20 protein-coding genes are annotated in these 21,487 nt (G+C 67.0%); 12 read left to right on the top strand and 8 right to left on the bottom strand.

The window, feature by feature from the left end; genetic code table 11:
* The first annotated feature begins 458 nt into the window (after positions 1–458).
* The 4 genes from AB0M65_RS30885 to AB0M65_RS30870 are packed head-to-tail and all read left to right on the top strand — an operon-like array spanning position 459 to position 4,841.
* Complete coding sequence (locus tag AB0M65_RS30885) at positions 459–1,466, top strand: FkbO/Hyg5 family chorismatase (protein WP_364035370.1); 1,008 nt, start codon at positions 459–461, stop codon at positions 1,464–1,466.
* Entirely contained in the window at positions 1,463–2,920 is a 1,458-nt protein-coding gene (locus tag AB0M65_RS30880; RefSeq protein WP_364035367.1) for a class I adenylate-forming enzyme family protein, read from the top strand. Before AB0M65_RS30885 ends, AB0M65_RS30880 begins: the two co-directional genes overlap by 4 nt.
* On the top strand, positions 2,917–3,807 hold the full coding sequence (locus tag AB0M65_RS30875; protein ID WP_364035364.1) for a DMT family transporter: 891 nt from the start codon (positions 2,917–2,919) through the stop codon (positions 3,805–3,807). Before AB0M65_RS30880 ends, AB0M65_RS30875 begins: the two co-directional genes overlap by 4 nt.
* Positions 3,804–4,841 carry a 3-deoxy-7-phosphoheptulonate synthase gene (locus AB0M65_RS30870; protein WP_364035362.1) on the top strand — a complete coding sequence of 346 codons (1,038 nt, stop codon included), beginning with the start codon at positions 3,804–3,806 and terminating at the stop codon, positions 4,839–4,841. Before AB0M65_RS30875 ends, AB0M65_RS30870 begins: the two co-directional genes overlap by 4 nt.
* Positions 4,842–4,945: 104 nt before the next feature.
* Here the strand turns inward: AB0M65_RS30870 and AB0M65_RS30865 are convergent, their stop codons facing one another.
* Genes AB0M65_RS30865 through AB0M65_RS30845 form a run of 5 tightly spaced genes read right to left on the bottom strand, consistent with a single transcriptional unit; the run spans position 4,946 to position 9,537 of the window.
* Entirely contained in the window at positions 4,946–6,205 is a 1,260-nt protein-coding gene (locus AB0M65_RS30865) for an acyl-CoA dehydrogenase family protein (RefSeq protein WP_364035359.1), read from the bottom strand.
* Positions 6,169–7,038, bottom strand: a complete 870-nt coding sequence (locus AB0M65_RS30860; protein WP_364035356.1) for an SDR family oxidoreductase — start codon at positions 7,036–7,038, stop codon at positions 6,169–6,171. Before AB0M65_RS30860 ends, AB0M65_RS30865 begins: the two co-directional genes overlap by 37 nt.
* A gap of 11 nt (positions 7,039–7,049) precedes the next feature.
* The gene (locus AB0M65_RS30855) at positions 7,050–7,895 is read right to left on the bottom strand and encodes a MaoC/PaaZ C-terminal domain-containing protein (RefSeq protein WP_364035353.1); all 846 of its coding nucleotides are present in this window, start codon (positions 7,893–7,895) and stop codon (positions 7,050–7,052) included.
* Entirely contained in the window at positions 7,892–8,323 is a 432-nt protein-coding gene (locus AB0M65_RS30850) for an SRPBCC family protein (protein ID WP_364035350.1), read from the bottom strand. Before AB0M65_RS30850 ends, AB0M65_RS30855 begins: the two co-directional genes overlap by 4 nt.
* A 23-nt stretch (positions 8,324–8,346) precedes the next feature.
* Positions 8,347–9,537, bottom strand: coding sequence for a lipid-transfer protein (locus AB0M65_RS30845; RefSeq protein ID WP_364035347.1), 1,191 nt, complete (start codon positions 9,535–9,537; stop codon positions 8,347–8,349).
* A 184-nt stretch (positions 9,538–9,721) separates the two neighbouring features.
* Between AB0M65_RS30845 and AB0M65_RS30840 the strand changes: the two genes are divergently transcribed.
* The 3 genes from AB0M65_RS30840 to AB0M65_RS30830 all read left to right on the top strand — a co-directional run bounded on the left by AB0M65_RS30840 (position 9,722) and on the right by AB0M65_RS30830 (position 12,372).
* Positions 9,722–10,669, top strand: a complete 948-nt coding sequence (locus AB0M65_RS30840) for a hypothetical protein (protein WP_364035344.1) — start codon at positions 9,722–9,724, stop codon at positions 10,667–10,669.
* A gap of 9 nt (positions 10,670–10,678) precedes the next feature.
* Positions 10,679–11,386 (top strand): RraA family protein, encoded by a 708-nt coding sequence (locus tag AB0M65_RS30835; RefSeq protein ID WP_364035341.1) that lies wholly within the window; start codon positions 10,679–10,681, stop codon positions 11,384–11,386.
* Between the two features lie 101 nt (positions 11,387–11,487).
* The gene (locus tag AB0M65_RS30830) at positions 11,488–12,372 is read left to right on the top strand and encodes a LysR family transcriptional regulator (RefSeq protein ID WP_364035338.1); all 885 of its coding nucleotides are present in this window, start codon (positions 11,488–11,490) and stop codon (positions 12,370–12,372) included.
* 87 nt (positions 12,373–12,459) lie between these two features.
* Here the strand turns inward: AB0M65_RS30830 and AB0M65_RS30825 are convergent, their stop codons facing one another.
* Positions 12,460–13,254, bottom strand: a complete 795-nt coding sequence (locus AB0M65_RS30825; protein WP_364035335.1) for a thioredoxin domain-containing protein — start codon at positions 13,252–13,254, stop codon at positions 12,460–12,462.
* 2 nt (positions 13,255–13,256) lie between these two features.
* The gene (locus tag AB0M65_RS30820) at positions 13,257–13,745 is read right to left on the bottom strand and encodes a MauE/DoxX family redox-associated membrane protein (protein ID WP_364035373.1); all 489 of its coding nucleotides are present in this window, start codon (positions 13,743–13,745) and stop codon (positions 13,257–13,259) included.
* Between the two features lie 91 nt (positions 13,746–13,836).
* Between AB0M65_RS30820 and AB0M65_RS30815 the strand changes: the two genes are divergently transcribed.
* Both AB0M65_RS30815 and hrpB read left to right on the top strand, forming a co-directional pair.
* Positions 13,837–14,664, top strand: a complete 828-nt coding sequence (locus AB0M65_RS30815; protein WP_364035332.1) for a glutamate ABC transporter substrate-binding protein — start codon at positions 13,837–13,839, stop codon at positions 14,662–14,664.
* Positions 14,661–17,051, top strand: coding sequence for an ATP-dependent helicase HrpB (gene hrpB, locus AB0M65_RS30810; protein ID WP_364035329.1), 2,391 nt, complete (start codon positions 14,661–14,663; stop codon positions 17,049–17,051). The genes AB0M65_RS30815 and hrpB overlap by 4 nt, the downstream gene beginning before the upstream one ends.
* Before the next feature lie 748 nt (positions 17,052–17,799).
* On the opposite strand, the gene AB0M65_RS30805 is transcribed toward hrpB, so the two are convergent.
* Positions 17,800–18,588: an ion transporter gene (locus AB0M65_RS30805; protein WP_364035326.1), complete on the bottom strand. Its 789-nt coding sequence runs from the start codon at positions 18,586–18,588 to the stop codon at positions 17,800–17,802.
* Positions 18,589–18,722: 134 nt separating this feature from the next.
* Between AB0M65_RS30805 and AB0M65_RS30800 the strand changes: the two genes are divergently transcribed.
* The 3 genes from AB0M65_RS30800 to AB0M65_RS30790 are packed head-to-tail and all read left to right on the top strand — an operon-like array spanning position 18,723 to position 21,414.
* Entirely contained in the window at positions 18,723–19,640 is a 918-nt protein-coding gene (locus AB0M65_RS30800; protein WP_364035323.1) for an ATP-binding cassette domain-containing protein, read from the top strand.
* A complete protein-coding gene (locus AB0M65_RS30795) occupies positions 19,637–20,671 on the top strand; it encodes an acetylhydrolase (protein WP_364035320.1) in 1,035 nt (344 codons plus the stop codon). The genes AB0M65_RS30800 and AB0M65_RS30795 overlap by 4 nt, the downstream gene beginning before the upstream one ends.
* On the top strand, positions 20,668–21,414 hold the full coding sequence (locus AB0M65_RS30790; protein ID WP_364035317.1) for an ABC transporter permease: 747 nt from the start codon (positions 20,668–20,670) through the stop codon (positions 21,412–21,414). Before AB0M65_RS30795 ends, AB0M65_RS30790 begins: the two co-directional genes overlap by 4 nt.
* Positions 21,415–21,487 lie beyond the last annotated feature (73 nt).

Here is a 21,487-nt window from a genome sequence, read left to right as displayed (position 1 = left end):
GACACTCACATGATCAACCAGAGACCGTGCCTGCCCTCATCCAGGCAACCGACTTTGCCGGGGCCCTGCGCTAGGCGCAAGGAAGGGGGCCTTCACGTACTTCAGGCGAACCCGACGAATGGCGTAGGGCATAAGGAGGCCCGCGTGCCTCTATGGGCAAGCAGGAGTGCCCTCCCGTCCTCCAGGGTCCCGAGAACCACGAAGTGTTTTCCGTATCGATCTTCCGCTCTCCCTGCTGAAATCGTAGGGATTTAACATGCCGAAACAGGTAAAGACCTCCGGTGCGCCGACGTCTCGGTATTTCAAGGGTCCATTCAGGCGATTCCCATTCCTTGTGCCGACTGTTGACCTGGATACCAAGATTTGGATAGATTGCCAATCGGGGCCACTCGAACCAAAATTTTCGCGCCAAAGATGCGGACTACAAAGCCACGACTCTTGCACTGAGGGGATTTCGAATGCCCGGTTTTGTCGACCTGCTCAGCTCACCGAGAGAAGTACGGCAGAATATCAAGTTCGAACAACCAGGTGAACAATCGGATAGCCAGAACATTCTCGCCCGCGTCGTATTCGAAAAGAATGGGTTCGCGCCCGAATTGCACAAGGGCGTGCCGACACTGGGCGTGCCGATGACCACCGAGACCGAGCCGGAGTTCCACGAGGTTTTCGCCGCTTCGGGCCCGGTCGTGGCAGGCAAGGAAGGGGGCCTGGTCTACGCCGTGGACGGCCGCCATCTCTTCTGCACAGTGCAGGTGACCGAACGTGACGTCTACCGTGACGCGGCCCGGATCGCCTACGACTCCGCCTTCGAGCTCGCCACACGTCTCGGCTATCCGAACATCCTCCGCATGTGGAACCTGGTCGGCGGCATCATCGACAGCAACGCGGACGGCATGGAGATCTACCGCGACTTCTGCTCGGGGCGGGCCGAAGCCTTCTCCTTGTGGGCAGGCAGAATCCTCCACATTCCGGCAGCCACCGGGATCGGCACCCGCGGCAACGGCGTGTACCTGTACTTCATCGCCGGGCGCGCCGATGCCGACGTGCACCACCTGGAGAACCCGCGGCAGACGCCTGCTTACCACTATCCGGACAGCTACGGCCCCAAGGCGCCGAACTTCGCGCGAGCCACCTTCGCCGGAGGCACCCTGTACATTTCCGGGACCGCGAGCATCATCGGCGACGAAACCGTCCACAAGGGAGATATCGCGGGCCAGGTCGACGTCACCTTGGAGAACATCGCGACCCTGATCAGCACCGAAAACCTGGAGAAAGTGCGGCCGGAAGGCGGCTACAGCCTCCGCGATCTCGACTTGATCAAGGTATATGTCAGCCGGTCCGAAGATATCCCGTTCGTCCGTTCACGGTGCGAAGAAGTGTTTGCGCCCGACGCACGGGTCGTCTATTTGAACGTCGACATCTGCCGTCCCGATCTGCTCGTCGAAATCGAAGCGATGGTCCAATGAACCTGGCCCTTCACCTTGCCGAACTCGCCAGGAACAAAGGCTGGTCCTGGCGAGGGGCCTACCATACCGGCGACCGCACGGTGTCTTACGCGGAGTTGTACGCCGGTTCGGCACGGTGCGCCGCCGGGCTCGCCGCGCGCGGGGTGAAGACAGGAGACCGTGTCCTGCTGGCGCTCCCCGACAGTGTCGGACTCGTGCAAGCCGTCCTCGGCATCCTTCAGCTGGGGGCCGTGGCGATCCCCATCAACACCTTCATGCACGAGACGGCCATCCGGCGTGCGGTCGAAACCGCGAACCCTTTCCTGACGATCGCGGAACCGGGAACACCTGGCCTCGACCAGGTCAGCCCGGTCACGCCGGCACAGCTGCACGGCCATGAGCCGGCCACCGAGTACGCCACGGCTCACGCGGATACGCCCGCCTTTGCCTTCTTCACCTCCGGCACGACAGGGAGCCCCCGGCTTTGCTTCCACACGCACGGTGACCCGGCGGTCTACGACCAGGCCATCGGCGGGGTAGTAGATCTCACGCCGGACGACATCACACTTTCCGTATCGCGCATGTACTTCTCCTACGGATTCGGCAATTCCATCCTCTTGCCGTTGCTTCGCGGAGGCTCGACGGTGCTGAGCCGGGAGCGTCTCACCGAAGCCGCGGCCTTGGAACTGATCGCGCGATACCAGGTTTCGGTCCTCTACGGGCAACCCAGCTTCTACGCTCGGCTGCTTCAGCACCCCTTCGCCGCCGGGCTCGACGGCCTGAGGCTGGCGCTGGTCGCCGGCGAACCACTGCCGGTCAGCGTCGAAACCACGCTCCGCGAAACGCTCGGCAAGAGATTCCTCAATATCTTCGGCACCACTGAAATCGGGCATGCGTTGATCGCGAACACCCTGTCCTCACAAAAGGACGGCACCATCGGCCGGATCCTTCCGCCGTACCGCATGCGGATCGTCGACCAGCTGCGCCGAGAAGTAGCGGCCGGGGTGGAGGGGAAGCTGGAGGTTCGTGGCCCGACGATCGCACCTGGAGTTCCCCGAGGCTCCGACGCACCACTGCGAATGCCGGACGACTGGTACGTGACCGGCGACGCGGCCACTGTCGATCACGATGGCTTCGTCCGCTTGCATGGACGGCTGGACGACATCGAGATCGTCGGCGGGCAGAACGTGCACCCTGCCGAGATCGAGGATCTCCTGGTGCGGCATCCCGCCGTCCGCGCGGCCGGTGTTTGTTCGGTACGCCGAGAGTCCTCCACGACGTCACTCCGCGCCCACGTCGAACTGGACGAGGGTGCCGAGCCGGCCGAAGTGATCGCCGAAATCGATTCCCTGACAAAGCAAAACCTGAGCTGGTATGAGATCCCGGAGGACATCATCGTTGTCGAATCCCTTCCCCGCACTCCGGTCGGCAAGCTGGATCGCCGGGCGCTCCGGACATTGGCGGCCGTTCGATGAGCACACAGACCGAAGCCGGACTCGACATCAAGGCCGTCGGCGCGATCGCCGTCACGATGGTCCTGTGGGCATCGGCCTTCGTGGGTATCCGCTTCGCGGGTGCGCACTATGAGCCTGGAGCACTCGCCTTGGGCAGGCTACTGGTGGGCGCGCTCGCACTGGGCGCGATCGCGGTGGTCAAAGGCATGCCGCTCCCGCCACGCAAGGCCTGGCCGGGGATAGCCGGCGCCGGGGTCTTCTGGTTCGGCCTGTACATGGTCGCGCTGAACTGGGGCGAACGCTATACCGACGCGGGGACGGCGTCGCTGCTGGTCGGGATCGGCCCTGTCTTCGCCGCGATCCTCGCCGGAATCGTCCTGAAAGAGGGGCTGCCCCGCCCCCTCGTGATCGGACTCGTCGTCGCTTTCGCCGGCGCCGCGATCGTGGGACTCTCCTCCCAGCACGGCCCATCCAGCGCCTTCGGTGTCGGACTCTGTTTGCTGGCCGCGGCGGGATACGCGGTGGGAGTCGTCTCTCAGAAACCGGCGTTGAGCCACGCCACCGCGCTGCAGGCCACGACCTTCGGCTGCATTGTCGGCGCCGTCGCCTGCCTTCCGTTCAGTGGCCAGCTGATCCACGATGTGAGCACCGCACCGGCCTCGGCCACCTGGGCGGTGGTCTACCTGGGCTTGCTGCCCACCGCGCTCGCGTTCTACACGTGGGCCTACGCCTTGTCCCGGACACCGGCGGGAAAGCTCGGCGTGACCACCTATGCGGTTCCGGCGATCGTGATCGTGCTGTCCTGGCTTTTCATCGACGAGGTTCCCACTCTGATCGCCATCCTCGGTGGCGTTCTCTGCCTTGCCGGAGTCGGCGTTTCCCGGACCAAGAAACGGAGTTCGGCGTGACCACGATCCCCCGTTACGAACCGCTACCGAGTCCGGCGGAGCTGTTCGCCGAACTCCCCGTTCCCGCCCACGTCAGCACCGAGATCCAGGACCATCGCTCGGAAATCACCGATGTGCTCAACGGCCGCGATGGACGGGTACTGGCCGTTGTCGGCCCGTGCTCCGTCCACGACCCGGCCGCGGTCCTCGATTACGCCGGACGGCTGGCCGAGTCGACCCGGCCGATGAAGGATCACTTGCTCGTGGTGCTCCGGGCCTACCTGGAAAAGCCGCGAACCGCGGTCGGCTGGAAGGGATTGATCCACGATCCCTGGCTCGACGGCTCCGAAGACATCGCCGGCGGCCTGCGGACCGGCCGCGGCTTCTTGATCGCGGCCGCGGAAAGCGGATTGCCCCTCGCGGGGGAGTTCGTCGAGCCGATGCTCGCCCCCTACCTGAGCGATCTCCTCAGCTACGGTGCCATCGGGGCGCGGACGGTCGCCAGCCAGTCGCACCGGGAGCTCGCGTCCGAGCTGCCGATGCCCATCGGCATCAAGAACGGCCTCGACGGTGATTTGACGGTCGCCACCGCCGCGATTCACTGCGCCCGCACCCCGCAGCGACATCCGGCGGTGAACGAGCACGGTTCTCTTGTCGTGCGGAGATCGCCCGGCAACCCCTCGGCACATCTGATCCTCCGTGGCTCCTCGGCCGGAGCCAACTACGACTCGGAGAATGTCGACGCGGCCATCGAGGGGCTACGCGCCACGAATTCCTTGGACCGTGTCGTCGTGGACGCGTCACACGGCAACTCCCGCAAGGACCACCGCCGTCAGCCCGGCGTCATCGCCGATATCGCGAGCCGCATTGCCTGTGGCGAGCGGGGAATCGCGGGGATCATGCTGGAATCGTTCCTCGAAGAGGGGCGACAGGACCACCCCGCTCCCTACGGGGTGAGCATCACCGACGCCTGCCTCGACTTGAGCAGCACCGTGGGTGTCCTTGACTCACTTGCCGACGCCGTACGTACGGGCCGGTCCGTCGTCCTGGGGTGACTTGCGGCGCCTCCCCATATGTCATGAGGGGTCCCCATCGGACAAATTTCGTCCTATGGGGACCCCTTATGACACTCTGGCTTATGACACTCTGGCGGCGACCGTCAGCGACCCAGCAGCCCCTTCGCGATATGGGTCACCTGGATCTCGTTGCTTCCCGCGTAGATCATCAGCGACTTGGCGTCCCGCGCCAGCTGCTCCACCCGGTATTCGGCCATGTACCCGTTGCCGCCGAACAACTGCACGGCCTCCATCGCGACCTCGGTGGCCGCCTCGGACGAGTACAGCTTCATCGCCGAAGCCTCGGCCAGTGTCGGCATCTTGCCCGCACGCAGTGTCTCGATCAGCTGGAACACCATATTCCGCACGTTGATCCGCGCGACTTCCATCTTCGCCAGTTTGAGCTGGATCAGCTGGAACCGCCCGATCTCCTGGCCCCACAGCTTCCGGTTCTTCGCGTAGTCGACGCAGAGCCGGTGACACTCCTCGATGATCCCGAGTGCCAGCGCCGCGACCCCCACGCGCTCGACCGCGAAGCCGGACTTCACTTCGGCCTTGCTGTCCCCGTCACGACCGGTCTCGGACTCGCCGAGCAGCCGATCGCGGCCCAGCCGGACGTCGCTGAAGAACAGCTCCCCGGTCGGCGACGACATCATGCCCATCTTCTTGAACGGCTTGCCCTGCGTCAGCCCCGGCATACCCTTGTCCAGTACGAACGTCAGCACCTTGCGGTCGCGCTTGTCCAGGCCGTCGCCCTCGTCGAGTTTGGCGTAGACGATGATCGTGTCGGCGTACGGGCCATTGGTGATGAACGTTTTCTGTCCATTGAGGACATACTCGTCGCCGTCACGCCGCACGGACGTCTTCATGCCGCCGAAAGCGTCCGAGCCGGAGTCGGGTTCGGTGATCGCCCAAGCACCGACCTTCTCGAACGTCGCCAGTGCGGGCAGCCAGCGTTCCTTCTGCGCCAAGGTGCCCTTGGTCAGGATCGTCTGCGCGGTGAGCCCGATGCTCACGCCGAGCGACGCGACGATGCCGAGGCTGACCCCCGCCAGCTCGCTCACCGCGATCAGCGCCATCGCCTCCTGCCCGCCGAACGCGAGCCCACCACCGTCACCTCCGGATCCCGGATCACGCTGACGATCCAGCAGTTTGGTCACCGACTCCCGCGCGAGCGCGTCGATGCCGAAGGCGGCGAACATCTTCCGGATGATGTCGTACGGCGGCAGCGTCCCGCTTTCCAGCGCGTCGACGTGTGGCCGGATCTCCTTGTCGACGAACTCGCGGATCGCGTCCCGGATCAGCAGTTCCGTCTCGGACCACTCGATCACGGCAGCCTGGCCGCGATGTCGTCGATCGCCCACGCGCCGTCGGTCTCGATCACCTTGACGTCGTGCCAGCCGGCGAGTTCGGAGATCGCACCGCCCTGCACCGCGAACACCTTGCCGGTGAGCGGGCACTTCTCGGTCGCGAGGTAGGCGACCAGCGGCGAGATGTTGGCCGGGGAGAACGCGTCGAACTCGCCTTCCTCGACCTCCTGGGCGAAGATCGCACCCATCCCGGGGGTCGCCAGCGTGAGGCGGGTGCGTGCGATCGGCGCGATCGCGTTGACCCGCACGCCATAGCGTTCCAGCTCTTCGGCCGCGACCAGGGTCAGCGCGGCGATCCCCGCTTTCGCCGCGCCGTAGTTGGCCTGCCCCGCGTTCGGCAGTGTGACCCCGGAGGCCGACGCCGTGTTGATGACCGAGCCCGCGACCTGCTCGCCTGCCTTGCTCGCGGTCTTCCAGTAGGCGGCCGCGTGCCGCAGCACCGCCGCGTGTCCCTTGAGGTGCACCGCGATCACGGAATCCCACTGGGCTTCCTCCAGCCCGGCGAGGAACGCGTCCCGCAGGATGCCCGCGTTGTTCACGACGACGTCGAGCCTGCCGAACTCGTCCACCGCCTGCGCGACCAGTTCGGCGGCGCCCGCCCAGTCGGCGACGTTGGCCGTATTCGCGACGGCCTTCCCGCCCGCGGCACGGATCTCGTCGGCGACTTCCTGTGCGGGCCCGGCGTCGTCACCGCTGCCGTCGTTCGCCCCGCCGAGGTCGTTGACCACGACACTCGCACCCTCGCGCGCGAACAGCAACGCGTGCTCGCGGCCGATCCCGCGCCCGGCGCCGGTGATGACGGCGACCCGCCCGTCGAGTACTCCCATGGCTTTTGCTCCTACTCCGCGAATTCCGCGAGGCCGTCCTTGATCACGACGGTTTCGCCGACGGTGGTTTCGAACGCGTAGCTCGTCTCACCCGCACGCCAGATATGCGTCGTCAGATCCTGGCCGGGCAGCACTGGTTTGGCGAACCGGACGGCGAACCGCTTCAGTCTGTCCACTTTGGACCCGGCGACCTCGGTCAGCAACGCCCACGAGGTGAACGCCATCGTGCACAGACCGTGCGCGATGATGCCCGGCAGTCCCGAATCCTTCGCGACCTCTTCGTCGAGGTGGATCGGCATCGGATCGCCCGCTGCTGGTGCGTACCGGTACGTCTGGTCGTCATCGACGTGCTGGCTCACCTTCGCCACCGGCGACTGAGCACGCAACGCGTCGTCGAACTTGTGCTCAGGCCCGAGTTCGCCGCGTGTCTCACCGGTGTCGAATCCACGCACGAACAACGTCACGTACTGCTCGTTGACCAGGTCGCCGCCCTCGGTCCGGCATTCGAGGTGGACGGTGCCGCGGGTGCCGTTCGGCAGGCCCTCGTAGCCGGTCATACGGGCCCGCGACACCAGTTTGTCGCCGGGCCTGATCGGCCGATGGAACCGGAATTCCTGTTCCCCGTGGACGATCCGGCCGAACAAACCGACCGGCACGACCTCCAGCGCGGGTTCCATCAGCGACTCGAACACCGGCACGATCGCGAACACCGGGCTCGCGACGTCCCCGGCGAGATGCGCCGGGATCGGGTCGTTGGTGGCCTTCGCGTACTCGATCAGCCGCTCGCGGGTCACCTCGAACCGGGACTCGCCGGTCCACTTGTCCAACCCGGCGGGCTCGAACCGCTCGTCGGTCACGCGACCAGCGCCTTGAAGTTCTCCAGCGACGCGTCGAGATTCTTCTTGCCGTCCTTCTCGACGGCCTTGCCGAGCGCGCCGACGATCATCTGCCCGGCGAATTCCGCGTTGATGCTGGCGAGCGACCCGTCTCCGGACGCCTCCACGGCGAGCTCGAACTTCACCTTCACCCCGGCCATCCCGGTCCCGGAGATGGTCAGCCTCGACGGGGCCTCGAACTCGTCGACGGTCCAGGTGATCGTATTCGGCATGCCGAGCATCGTGACGACCTCGGAAGCCTGCGCCCCCTTGGCGAATTCGGCCGGGACGGCACCCTTCCACTTGGTGTGGATGGTCAGCCACTTCTCGAAGTTGTTGGGGTTGGAGAACTCCGCCCAGACCTTCGCGGGTGCGGCGGGGAGTTCGACGGAGGCACTGATCTTGCCCATGGTTCTTCCTTTCGAGGTGGGGATCAGCGCTCGGCGCGCTGGTAGGCGGTGACGACGGCGGCGCCGCCGAGGCCGATGTTGTGCTGCAATGCGGCTTCGACGCCGTCCACCTGACGCTTGTCCGCGGTGCCACGCAGCTGCCAGGTCAGTTCGGCGCATTGCGCGAGGCCGGTTGCGCCGAGCGGATGTCCCTTGGAGATCAGCCCGCCGGACGGGTTGACCACCCATTTGCCGCCGTAGGTGGTGTCACCGGAGTCGACGAGCTTCCCGGCTTCGCCCTCGGCACAGAGCCCGAGCGCCTCGTAGAGCAGGAGTTCGTTGGCGGAAAAGCAGTCGTGCAGCTCGATGACCTGGAAGTCTTCTGCGCCGAGTCCGGCCTGGTCGTAGACCTGGCGTGCGGCCTGGACGTTCATGTCGTAACCGATGATGTTCTTCGCGGTGCCGTCGAAGGTGCTCGCGAAGTCGGTGGTCATCGCCTGCCCGACGATCTCCACGGCCTGGTCCGCCAGCCCATGTGAGTCCACAAAGGACTCGCTGACCAGGATCGCCGCACCGGAGCCGTCCGAGGTCGGTGAGCACTGGAGCTTCGTGAGCGGGTCGTAGATCATCCGCGAGTCGAGGATGTCTTGCAGTGAATAGCTTTCCTGGAACTGCGCGTACGGATTGTTCACCGAATGCCGGTGGTTCTTCTCGCCGATCTTGGCGAAGTGCTCGGCCGTGGTGCCGTAGGCCTTCATATGCTCGCGGCCCGCCGCGCCGAACATCCACGGCGCGGGCGGGAACAGTACTTCGGAGATCTCCGCGAGCGCCTGGAGATGCCTGCCCATCGGCTGTTCACGGTCGTCGTAGGTCGAGCCGAGCGAACCCGGCTGCATCTTCTCGAACCCGAGCGCGAGCACGCAGTCCGCGCGGTCGCCGCGAATCGCCTCCGCGGCAAGGTACAGCGCGGTCGAGCCGGTCGAGCAGTTGTTGTTGACGTTGACCACCGGGATCCCGGTCATGCCCAGTTCGTAGACCGCGCGCTGCCCCGACGTCGATTCGCCGTAGACGTAACCGACGTAGGCCTGCCGCACCTCGTCGAAGGAGATCCCGGCGTCTGCGAGCGCCTTGGTCCCGGACTCCTTGGCCATCTGCGGGTAGTCCCAGTCCTCGCGGCGTCCGGGCTTTTCGAACTTCGTCATGCCCACGCCGACGACGTACACCTTGTTCGCCACCGCGACGCTCCTTGTCGTTGCCGGGTCGCTGTTGAATCTGAAGATACAGACAGGTCTGTATTTATCAACCCCTTACATACAATCCTGCACGGATGTTAGTTGCGGCACGTTGAGTGTCAGGTGACGCAGACAGACGGCTCACACCCCCGTTAAACAGGGCGAACACGACTCACAGGGGGTTTCGATGAAACGAACGAGCATGGTCTTGGCGGCCACCGTCGCCGCCGGACTGCTGTCGGTGGGCACCGCGTCGGCCACCGGCTGGACGATGAGCTACCTGCCGCTGCCGCCCGTCGGCAACGGCATAGCGCGGGTGGACGCCACGGACGGCGCCGGTGCCTACGCGGGAACCTACGACGGGAGGCTGATCACCTGGGCGGGCGGGACCTTCCAGGACCACGGCGTCCCGGCGGGCTACGACACGGTCGAAACCGTCGACGAGAACTCGTCGGGAGCGGTTCTCGGTAACGCCAGGGTCTACCCCAAACAGCAGGTGTTCGTCTTCGAGAACGGCGGCTACCAGTTCCTGGGGAAGGTTTCCGGCTACTTCAGCACGCAAGGCCTCGGCATGAACAACCGCGGCGACGTCGTCGGCTCCGTGGCGAACGATCCCCGATACGGCTCGCGGGCGGCGTTCTGGCCGTCCGGCGACCGCGCGCACCCCGTGCTGCTGGACGTCCCGCCGTTGCTCCAGCCGGTCGATATCGACCACGACGGCACCATCCTGCTGAATGAACAGTACGGCGGCACCTGGCTCTGGAAGGACGGCGTGCTGCGGCAACTCGTCCTTCCCGAGGGCGTCACCGAATCCCGGGGAATCGCGATCCGGGACGGGAAGGTGCTGGCCTCGACTCCGATGGGCGATCGGCTCTGGACGGCTTTCGACACCTCCGAGGAGGTGCCCGGCAACATGAACACGACGGCGCTGAACGGATCCGGGCTGGTCACGGGCTGGATTTCAGCGCCCGACCTGCCGATGACCGCCGCGGTGTGGTCACCGGGCAGCCCGATCACGAAGCTTCCCGCACCCGTCGAGGCGGCCGGCGTCGCGGTGGGCGACAACGGCGAGATCGCGGGCGCACTGCGGGGTGGCGGCCACGACGGCACCCCCGTGGTGTGGCGCCGCGGCTAAAGTCGGGGCATGGATCTCGAGGAGCTTCGGCAGCGGTTCGCACTGCTGACCACCGCGCATCTGACCGACGGCTGCGTCCGCGCCGGCGTCCCGGTCCGCTGCGCGCCCGCCGGGACGCACGCGGTCGTCCCCGGGAGCCGGGTGGCCGGGCGGGTCTCCCCCGCCCGGCACGTCGGCAGCGTCGACGTCTTCCTGGAGGCGTACGAAACCGCGAACCCCGGCGACGTCCTCGTCGTCGACAACGGCGGCAGGCTCGACGAAAGCTGCGTCGGGGACCTCGCGGTCCTCGAAGCGGAGACGGCCGGGTTGAGCGGCGTCGTCATCTGGGGGCTGCACCGCGACACCGCCGACATCGTCAAGATCGGGCTGCCGGTGTTCAGCCTCGGCTCGATCCCGACCGGCCCGCTCTCGGTCGCCGCCCGCCCGGACGACGCGCTCGGCTCGGCCGTCGTCGGGGAGTGGACGGTGACCCGCGCGGACGTCGTGTTCGGCGACGAGGACGGCGTCCTGTTCATCGCGGCCGACCGCGCCGACGAGGTCCTCGACCGGGCGGAGGCCATCCGCGACACCGAACGGCTTCAAGCGGACCGGATCCGCGCCGGAGAGTCCCTTCGCGAGCAGGTCCGCTTCGCCGACTTCCTCGCGGAGCGCGCGAAAACGCCTTCACTGACGTTTCGCGAGCACCTGCGGGCGGTCGGCGGCGCCATCGAGGAGTAGCAAGGGACCTTTGCTATCGCCCGACGGTCTGACCAGGGAAAACGCGCCCCAAAGACGGTTCCCGGTAACCGACACCACGCCGGATCGATAACCTGGGAATTATGGAACTGCGGGATATCGAGATCTTCCTGGCACTGGCCGACGAACTGCACTTCGGCCGGACCGCGGAACGGCTGCATGTCTCGCAGGCACGCGTGAGCCAGACGATCAAACAGGTGGAGCGCCGGATCGGGGCACCCTTGTTCGCCCGCACCAGCAGGCGGGTCCAGCTGACGCCGATCGGGAAGCGGCTGCGGGACGACCTCGGCCCCGCCTACCGGTCACTGCACGAAGGCATCGAACGCGCGGTCGCGGCCGGACGCGGGATCGGCGGCGTGCTGCGGCTGGGCTTCGAGGCGCCCGGTGTCGCCGACCTGACCGAGGATCTGCTGGACCGCTTCCGCCGCCGGTACCCGGACACCGAACTGCTCATTCGCGAGGCCGAGTTCGCCGATCCGTTCGCGATGCTGCGATCGGGTGAGATCGACGTGCTCGTGACCCTGCTTCCGGTCGACGAAGCCGATCTCACCACCGGTCCGGCCGTGTACTCCGAACCCATGGTCCTCGCGGTGTCGTCGAAACACCCCTTCGCGCGACGAAAGTCAGTGACTCTGGACGACCTCGCGCGGGACACCGTCCTCCGTGCGGCGCATCCGCCGGAGCCGTACTGGATCGAGGAACCACACCACTGGCTGACACCAGCCGGGCATCCGGTGACGCGGGGCAAGCCGTTCGCGACGTTCCAGGAGCTGCTCGCCGCGATCGCCGGCGGCACCGGTATCTGCCCGCTCGCCGCGCACGCCCAGGAGTACTTCAGCCATCCCCGGATCCGCTTCGTGCCCTTCGAGGGCTCCCCCGACGTCGAGTGGGGCCTCGTCTGGCCGCGCTCCGCCGAGACCGCCCGCGTACAGGCCTTCGCTTCCGCCGCCTCCCCGACTCGCAATTAGTCCTCTAGTTGCGGTGCCCCGAGTACATGAAGGCCCCCTTCCGGTACCTAGACGCAAGGAAGGGGGCCTTCATGTACTTCGGTGAAATCAGCCGACGACCTTCTGGACCCAGCCGTTTTCGAGCTTCACGACCTGCCCGTTCGAGGTGACGGTCGGCGTGCCGAAACCAGGACCGCTGCCGAAGTCCTGCTGCAGTGACGGATCCGTGGAGATCTTGGCGTACGCGTCCTTGATCTGCTGCTCGTGGATACCGGTGTTGATCGCGATGACGAAGGCCGGGTCGGTGATGCCGACGTCCTGGCCGAGCTTGATCAGCTGCGCCTTGTCGAACCCGCGCCCGCCTTCTTGCGGCTGGTCCTTGAACAGCGCGTCGTGGAAGGCGAGGAACTTACCCGCGTCGGCCGCGGCGAGCGAGGCGTTGGCCGAGTCCAGCGAGTAGCCCGGCGGGTCTGAGCGCTGGTTGAGCATCGGCAGCATGTGATAGCGGACCAGCAGGGTCCCGTTGTCCACCTGCTCGTGGATCTGCTCCTTGTACGATTCCTCGAACTGCTTGCAGATCGGGCAGAGGAAGTCGGCGTAGATGTCGATGCTCTTCGGCGCCTCGGGCTTGCCGACGGTCACGACGGCACCGTCACGCTTCTCGACCACGCCGGCCGCCGAGGTCGTCGACTGCGCCTGGATCACCTTGCCCTCGGTGCTGTCCTTGCTGGACGTCGTCCACACCACACCGCCGATCACCAGCGCGGCGAGCACGACCACCGCGACCGTGATCGCGACGATCTTCTTCGTGTCACCGCTCGCGACGCCTCTGGCCTGCGCCACCGAGCGCGACGCCGTCTGCTGCTGCTTGCGTTTCCGAGCGTTCCGCTCAGCTCCACCCACGATTATTCGTTCCCTTCAGCGATACCCACATAGTCGTCGTCGGCGGGGACGCGAGAGTTCCCGAGCCAACCGTCCACGGACAGCCGGGTCCGTGGACGAACGATCAGCCAGACACCCAGCAGGGCGAACCCGAAGTCCCTGGCGATCTCCTGCGGATACTGCGTTTGATCCGCGGCGATCTGACCACCACCACCGAAACAGCCGCAGTCGATGCTCAGCCCGCGTACCCACGATTGGGCGATCGCGGCGATGAGCAACGCCAGCATCAGCACCGACAGCACCGACACCCACCGCGTCAGGTAGCCGGCGAGCAGGAACAGGCCGAGCGCCAGTTCGGCGAGCGGCATCCCGATCGCGACCGGGCGGACGAGGCTGTCCGGCAGGACGTCGAAGGCCTGCACGGCGACATAGGTCTGTCCCGGATCGCTGATCTTCAGCGCTCCGGAAATCAGCCAGACGGCAGCCAGTCCGAGCCGGGCCAGCGTGCCCACGGCATCGAGCACGACTTGGGGCGGTCTACGCACGGGCCTAGGCTAGCCGTCAACCCTGAGAACAACGTGAGGTGGCGGACGGAGGCACCCGATGCGGGGACGCGCCTTGCTCGTGACGGGCTTGATGCTGGTCACAGCGGCGGCCTGTAGCCAGGAGACCGGACCTGCGGATTCCCTCGTCGCGCGGGCCGTCGGGTCGAACAAACTCACCATCGGCATCCGCTACGACCAGCCGGGGCTTTCCCAGCGGACGGTCGACGGCCGGTACGTCGGCTTCGACGTCGATGTCGCGAAGTACGTCGCCGGCGAGCTGGGGGTCGACGCGGATCACATCACCTGGCACGACAGCAGGCCGTCTTCCCGCGAGACCGACATAACATCGGGGATCACCGATCTGATCGTCGCGACCTACTCGATCACCGAGAAACGCAAGCAGGTGGTCAATTTCGCGGGCCCGTACTTCGACACCGGCCAGGACCTGCTGGTCCGCCTCCGGTCGACCGACATCACCGGCCCGGAGAACCTCAACGGCCGCAAGCTGTGCGCCGTGGGCGGCACCACGTCGGCCGTACAGGTGCGCGACAAGTTCGCGCAGGCCGTCCAGCTCGTCGAGTACCCGCGTTACCAGGACTGCGTCACCGCGCTGCTCGCGGAACAGGTCGACGCGGTGACCACCGACGATGTCATCCTTGCCGGGTACGTGGCACAGAACCCGGAGCTCCTGCGGGTGGTCGGCAAGCCGTTCTCCGCCGAGAAATACGGCGTCGGCCTGCGGAAGGGCGACAACGAGGGGCGGGCAGCGGTGGCCAGGGCCATCCAGAAGATGATCGCGTCCGGCGATTGGCTCGAATCGCTGAACCGCAATATCGGCCCGTCCGGCTACCGGATCCCGGCCCCGCCGCAGGTCACCGAGCAGTGAAACTTCCCGATCTGCCGGTTCGTGCCGTCCTGCCCGAACTCGAAGCCGCCCTGAACTCCCATGGCACGGCGGTCCTCGTCGCGCCGCCCGGTACCGGCAAGACCACGCTGGTGCCGCTCGCGCTGAACACCGGTGAAGGCCGGGTGATCGTCGCCGAGCCGAGGCGGCTGGCCGCGCGGGCCGCGGCGGCGCGGATGGCGTCGCTGCTGGGCGAACGGGTCGGCGAGACGGTCGGGTATTCGGTGCGAGGCGACCGGAAGGTCTCGTCTTCGACGCGAATCGAAGTGGTCACGTCCGGGCTGCTGGTCCGGCGGGTGCAGAGCGATCCCGAACTGGCCGGGGTGTCGACCGTGCTGCTCGACGAATGCCACGAGCGGCATCTCGACGCGGATCTGCTGCTCGCGCTGCTGCTGGACGTGCGTGCCGGGCTGCGTGACGACCTGCGCCTGCTCGCGACCTCCGCCACCGTGGCCGCCGGACGGCTGGCCGCGCTGCTCGGGGACGCACCGGTGATCACCGCGCACGCGCGGACCTACCCCGTCGACGTCTCGTACTCCCCACCCACCCGTGGCGAGCGGATCGAGGCGACCGTGGTCAGGGCGATCCACAAAGCACTGTCCGAAGGGGACGGTGACGTTCTCGTTTTCCTTCCCGGCGCGGGTGAGATCGCCAGAGTGAGCGGCAGGCTGAACGGCCTCGACGCCGACGTCCTGCCACTGCACGGACGGCTTTCGGCGGCGAGCCAGGACGACGCGCTGCGCCCCCGCGACCGGCGGCGGGTGGTGCTCTCGACGTCGGTCGCCGAGTCCAGCCTGACCGTGCCGGGCGTGCGTGCGGTGGTCGACTGCGGGCTGTCACGCGTACCTCGCGTCGATCACCGGCGCGGTCTCCCGGGGCTGGCGACGGTCCGGGTGTCGGCGGCGGTCGCCGAACAACGCGCCGGCCGGGCCGGACGAGAGGCGCCGGGGCGTGTCTACCGGTGCTGGGCGGCGCACGAGCAGGGTTCTCTTCCGGCGTATCCCGAGCCCGAGATCAGGACGGCGGAACTGGCGCGATTCGCACTCGAACTCGCGTGCTGGTCCACCCCGGACGGTTCCGGCCTCGTCTGGTGGGATCCGCCGGGTGAGGGCGCGCTGGCCGCCGGGCGGGCGTTGCTGGTGACGCTCGGGGCGACCGCGGAAGACGGGACGGTGACCGAACGCGGCCGGAAAATGGCCGGGCTCGGGCTGCATCCTCGGCTGGCGCGGGCGTTGCTGGACGGCGCCGCGCGGACCAACGCGCGTTCGGCGGCCGAGGTCGTCGCGCTGCTGGACAGCGGCGGGACACTGACCGACCTCGAAGCCGAACTGCGGCGGGTACGAGGCGACGAGCGGTGGAAGCGCGACGTGCGGCGGCTTTCCCAGCTGGTGCCCGATGGCGGCGGCGCACCCGACCCGGCGCTGGTCGTCGCGCTGGCGCATCCCGAACGGCTCGCGCGACGTCGCTCGCCGGGCACCCCCGTGTACTTGATGGCCGGTGGCACGGCGGCGGAACTACCGCGCGGCAGCGGACTCGCCGATGTCGAATGGCTCGCGGTGGCCGAAGCGACCCGTGATCCCGGCCGGGTTCAGGGCATCATCCGGCTGGCCGCCCCCGCCGACGAAGACCTCGCCGTGCGCGCGGCACCGAATCTCGTTTCGTCGGCGGAGGAAGTGCACTGGTCCGGCGGGGACGTCGTGGCGCGTTCGGTGCGACGGCTGGGTGCGATCGTGCTGTCGGAGAAACCGTTGCGGTCGCCCGCGCCGGACGCGATCCGGGCGGCGCTGCTGGACGGGTTGCGCACCGAAGGCCTCGGGCTCCTGCGGTGGTCCGAGGACGGGCGACGACTGCGTGAACGGATGTCCTTTCTGCACCGGGTTCTGGGTGCGCCCTGGCCATCGGTGGATACGGCCGACCTGCTGTCCACTTTGGACTCCTGGCTCGATCTCGGCTCGGCACGCCGCCGGTCGGATCTGGCTTCACTGGACGCGGGTGCCGCTTTGCGCGGCTTGCTGCCGTGGCCCGAAGCGTCGCGTTTGGACGAACTGGCGCCGGACCGGCTGGAGGTACCGTCGGGTTCGCGGATCCGGGTCGACTACTCGGGCGAGCAGCCGGTGCTGGCGGTGAAACTGCAGGAGACATTCGGCTGGCTCGCGACTCCCGAACTCGCCGGGGTGCCCGTCGTCCTGCACCTGCTTTCCCCCGCCGGCCGCCCGGCCGCCGTGACCGCCGATCTGGAGTCGTTCTGGCGCAACGGTTACGCCGCCGTGCGTGCCGATCTTCGCGGGCGCTACCCGAAACACCCTTGGCCGGACGACCCGCTCAGTGCCGCCCCCACCCGCCGGACCACCCGGCGCGGCGGCGCGTGAACGGACCATTCATTCCTTGGGCTTTCTCGTTTTCTTGGCTCAGGTAGTGGTCGGCCTTCTCCCTCGCCCCACCATGTAGACCAGGCGATAGCAAAGGTCCCTTGCTATTTTCGCGATCCGGACGATGTGTGCTAGCCCCCGCCGCACCGCTCGCCTAGTAGCGCTCGCTAAGTACAGGAAGGCCCCCTTCCTTGCGCCTAGCGCAGGGCCCCGGCAAAGTCGTTTCTGCGGGTCAGGTGATTTTTGGTAGATGTGGTCGTGAGTGGTAAGTGAGTCGTGTTATGTGGGAGGTAGGTCAAGTCTGGCGTGGCTTCTGCCGGGTAGGCCCTTTTTCGCGAGCTTCAAGGTGGGAAGGGGTTTTCGCGCGTGGATTTGGACCGGTCGTCGGAGCCGACGGTCCTCTGAGCGTCCATAATGGACACTTACCGGCGAGTAGATGCCCGATTAATGGATATTTGTACGGTTGCTGACCGGGTCGTGAGTGATAAAGAGGGTTAGAACGACCCAAAACACTCACGACCCCCGCGCAAAGCGCCTAAATCGGACACGAATGACGGGATTGATGTCCCTTGTGGACGGTGAGGCCACGATCAGCCCGGCTGACCGGTGTCCGGCACACCACGTTGCCTTACCTTTCAATAACCCCCACTGCCACTCGCGACCCCTGCGCGCACTCTCGCGACTTTGCCGGGGCCCTGGCGTCAGGCGCAAGGAAGGGGGCCTTCATGTACTTCAGGAGAGCAGGAGCTCAGTCCATCAGCTGGTGCTGGGGCCGGGTCGGCAGTTTCGCCGCCAGCTCCTCGTCGTCCTCGCGCTCGTTCAGCCCGAGCTGCACCGCGCTCCGGATCTGCTCCCGGTTCTCCCGCACCACATGCGCGAAAAACTCGTCGGTCCGCGGATCGGTCAGCACCTCGAGGATCACGCGCATCGCGGTGTCGATCACCGAACGCACCACCTCGTCGTGAAACGGCAGCTTCGAAAGGCGTCCCGCCTGCGGGTCGTTCTTGAGCTTCTCGGCGATGATCCCCCGCAGCAACGTCTGGTTGTCACCCAATGACCGCGCCAGGTTCTGCGGGTAGTTCCCGGTTTCCACCACCTTGACCACCTCGTCGAGCACCGCGATCGTGATCGGTTTCTTGATCGCCAGCACTATCGGTCGCGAAAGCCGTTCGACCAGCCGCTGCGTGAACCGCTCCCCGAAGGCGCGATCGGCCGTGCGCGCGAGCCGGACCAGCACCACGATGATCCGCAGCAGCCGGAACCCGCGCAGCGCCGGATGCGCGATGGGGATCATGCCGAGGATCTCGTACCAGTTGCGCAGCGGGAACCCTTTTTCCCAGCCGTGACGCCGCCACCGCCACAGGAACTCCAGCGCGAAGATGCCGCATACCGTCGTGTCGATGATGAAGACGGTGTGCGCCGTCTCGTCCGAATGCGGGAAGAACGTCACGTACACGAGCAGCCCGACGGAGAACACGGCGAGCACGAGCATCACCAGGTCGAGCGGATTCACGCGCCGTTGTTCGCGGGTGGTCATGGCGCCGATTCTGCCTTTCGTCAGTACCCCGTGCCGAACGGCACCTGCCGAAAGTAAGGGATGGCCGATGACCTCGGTGTGATGTGCGCGCGGGTCCCCGCGCAAGACACTTCGGGGACACAAAGGAGGCCAGGATGATCACGCTTCGAGGACTCACGAAGCGCTACGGCGAGAAGACGGTCGTCGACGGGCTGACCTTCGCCGTCGCGCCGGGCAAGGTGACCGGCTTCCTCGGTCCCAACGGCGCCGGCAAGTCCACGACCATGCGGATGACACTCGATCTCGACCTGCCGAGCGCGGGCGAAGTCCGCATCGACGGCAAGAAGTACACGGATCTGCGGTATCCGTTGCGCGAGGTCGGCGCGCTGCTGGAGGCCAAGGCACTGCACCCCGGTCGCAGCGCGGGCAAGCACCTGCTGGCGATGGCGCGTAGCAACGGGCTCCCGGCGAGCCGGGTGGACGAGGTGCTCGCGACGGTCGGCCTCACCGACGTCGCGGGCAAACGGGCGGGGGCGTTCTCGCTCGGCATGGGCCAGCGGCTCGGCATCGCCGGTGCGCTGCTGGGTGACCCGGGCGTGCTGATGTTCGACGAACCGGTCAACGGTCTCGACCCCGACGGCGTCCGCTGGGTGCGTCAGCTGATGCGCTCACTCGCGGCGGAGGGTCGCACAGTGTTCGTGTCGAGCCATCTGATGAGCGAGATGCAGCTGACCGCGGACAGGCTGGTCGTCATCGGCAAGGGCAAACTGCTCGCCGACGCACCGGTCGACGAGTTCATCGCGGGCAATTCGCGGACATCGGTCGCGGTGCGGGTGCCTGTTCCCGGCGAATTCCGCGCACTCGAACAGCGTTTGCGCTCTCTCGGCGCGACGACGGAAGCCAACCGGGACGAACTGATCGTGCACGAACTGCCCGTCACCCGCGTCGGCGATGTGGTGCACGAACTCGGGGTCCGCGTGCACGGACTGGCCGAACGGACCGCCTCACTCGAACAGGCCTACCTGGAACTGACCGCGTCGTCGGTCGAATACGGGACAGGAGTCGCGGCATGAAGTCGCTCATCGTTCTGGTCGCGGTGCTCGCCGGTCTGCTGGGGGTACCGGCGGCCGCCTCGGCCACCCCGCGGACGTCGCTGCCCGCGCCCGGCGGCCCGTTCCCGATCGGGATGCGTGCGCTGCACCTCACCGACCAGCGGCGGGCCGACCCTTGGGTGCCCGAGAAGCGGCGTGAGCTGATGGTCAACGTCTGGTACCCGGCCGTCCCGGTCGGACGCGCGGCGCGGTACATGACGCGAGCGGAGTCGGCGGCGGCGATCGCCGGGCGGAAACTCGACCTGCCACCGGACACGCTGAGCGAGGTAGGAGTCCATTCACGGGAGAACGCGCCTTCCCTGCCAGGACGGCGTCCGCTCGTACTGCTGTCGCCGGGTGCGGGCAACAACCGGATCACCCTGACCTCGGTGGCGGAACGTCTTGCCGCACAAGGTTTCGTGGTCGCCGGGATCGACCACGCCTACGAAGCCTGGGCGACGGAATTCCCTGACGGGCTGCGTCAGTGCGTCGCATGTGGACGATCAGACAATCCTTGGCCCGCCGCGACCGCGAACCGCGCGCTCGACACGTCGTTCGTCATCGACACCCTGCTGAAGGACCGGCGCTGGTCGATCGACGTGACGAAGATCGGGATGGCCGGGCATTCCGCCGGAGGTTCGGCCACCGCCGCCGCGATGGTCGCTGACCGGCGGATCAAGGCGGGCGTGAACATCGACGGCCCGTTCTTCGGCACCGTTTCCCTCGACCGGCCACTGCTTCTCCTGGCGAGCCCGATCGGCCAGAAGTACTACAGCCCGACCTGGGACGAGACCTGGCCTCGGCTCACCGGCCCGAAGGAGCGGTATCTGCTGGAGAACAGCGGCCATTCCTCGGTGACCGACGCCGCGATCCTGGTGGACCAGCTGGGACTGCGGCCGCGGTTGCCGCCCGCCGAGGCCGAGAACCAGTACGGCTCGATCGACTCGCGGGTGGCGCTGGACTTCTTCCGTGACCGGCTGACCGGCTTCTTCAAGCAATGGAGCGCACGATGAACGCGATTTCTTCGGAATGGACCAAGTTCTGGTCGGTCCGGTCCACGTGGTGGTGCCTGATCAGCGGGTTCGCCCTGATGCTCGCTTATTCCGGCGCGCTGGGACTGACGGCGAACGCGGGCATCGAACGACCGCTGGCGCCACACGCCGTCGTGGCCGGGGCGGCGTTCTACCTCACGCAGTTCGCCGTGGTCGCGCTGGCGACGCTGTTCGTGACGAGCGAGTACGCCAGTGGCAGCATCCGCTCGACCCTGCAATGGGTACCCGTGCGCAACCAGGTCATCCTGGCGAAGTCCGCCGTGCTGCTGCCGGTGCTGTTCGGCTACGGCGTCCTGAACACGCTCGCCGGGGTGGCGCTCTCCGCGCCACTGATCCCCGCGCCGGACTCCTCGTTCGGCGACATCCTCGCGACGTCGGCGGGCATGGGCGGCTACTTCGCCCTGCTGGGCCTGCTCTGCCTCGGGCTGGGGACGGCGCTGCGGAGCACGGCGGGGACGATCGTGACGGTGTTCGTGCTGCTGGTGATGATCCCGATGTTCGCGGGGTCGCTGGGGTGGGAAGACCTCGTGAACTACTTCCCCGGCTTCGCGGGCGTCAACGCGATGGTCACTTCAGGGCAGCCGAACCCCATCTTCGGCGGCGTCGCGCCCTACGCGCCCTGGGTCGGCATCGCGCTCTGTGCAGCGTGGGCGGCGGCCGGTCTCGCTGCCGGTTCGACCGTCCTCCGGCGCCGGGACGCCTGAACCGGGAGCAAGGGACCTTTGCTATCACTCTCTTTTGGAAAGTGATAGCAAAGGTCCCTTGCTCTCTTCCCGC

It is taken from the genome of Amycolatopsis sp. NPDC051071, assembly GCF_040682875.1.
Taxonomy (GTDB): Bacteria; Actinomycetota; Actinomycetes; order Mycobacteriales; family Pseudonocardiaceae; genus Amycolatopsis.
Note: the sequence above shows the minus strand (reverse complement) of the source record. Positions and strands in the feature narration are given on the sequence as shown.

Excerpts from the sequence above, each read along its gene's own strand:
- AB0M65_RS30800 (WP_364035323.1), top strand. The coding sequence starts at position 18,723 with ATGATCACGCTTCGAGGACTCACGAAGCGCTACGGCGAGAAGACGGTC.
- AB0M65_RS30795 (WP_364035320.1), top strand. The coding sequence starts at position 19,637 with ATGAAGTCGCTCATCGTTCTGGTCGCGGTGCTCGCCGGTCTGCTGGGG.
- AB0M65_RS30885 (WP_364035370.1), top strand. The coding sequence starts at position 459 with ATGCCCGGTTTTGTCGACCTGCTCAGCTCACCGAGAGAAGTACGGCAG.
- AB0M65_RS30830 (WP_364035338.1), top strand. The coding sequence starts at position 11,488 with ATGGAACTGCGGGATATCGAGATCTTCCTGGCACTGGCCGACGAACTG.
- AB0M65_RS30805 (WP_364035326.1), bottom strand. The coding sequence starts at position 18,588 with ATGACCACCCGCGAACAACGGCGCGTGAATCCGCTCGACCTGGTGATG.
- AB0M65_RS30860 (WP_364035356.1), bottom strand. The coding sequence starts at position 7,038 with ATGGGAGTACTCGACGGGCGGGTCGCCGTCATCACCGGCGCCGGGCGC.
- AB0M65_RS30790 (WP_364035317.1), top strand. The coding sequence starts at position 20,668 with ATGAACGCGATTTCTTCGGAATGGACCAAGTTCTGGTCGGTCCGGTCC.
- AB0M65_RS30815 (WP_364035332.1), top strand. The coding sequence starts at position 13,837 with ATGCGGGGACGCGCCTTGCTCGTGACGGGCTTGATGCTGGTCACAGCG.
- AB0M65_RS30835 (WP_364035341.1), top strand. The coding sequence starts at position 10,679 with ATGGATCTCGAGGAGCTTCGGCAGCGGTTCGCACTGCTGACCACCGCG.
- AB0M65_RS30875 (WP_364035364.1), top strand. The coding sequence starts at position 2,917 with ATGAGCACACAGACCGAAGCCGGACTCGACATCAAGGCCGTCGGCGCG.
- AB0M65_RS30850 (WP_364035350.1), bottom strand. The coding sequence starts at position 8,323 with ATGGGCAAGATCAGTGCCTCCGTCGAACTCCCCGCCGCACCCGCGAAG.
- AB0M65_RS30840 (WP_364035344.1), top strand. The coding sequence starts at position 9,722 with ATGAAACGAACGAGCATGGTCTTGGCGGCCACCGTCGCCGCCGGACTG.
- AB0M65_RS30880 (WP_364035367.1), top strand. The coding sequence starts at position 1,463 with ATGAACCTGGCCCTTCACCTTGCCGAACTCGCCAGGAACAAAGGCTGG.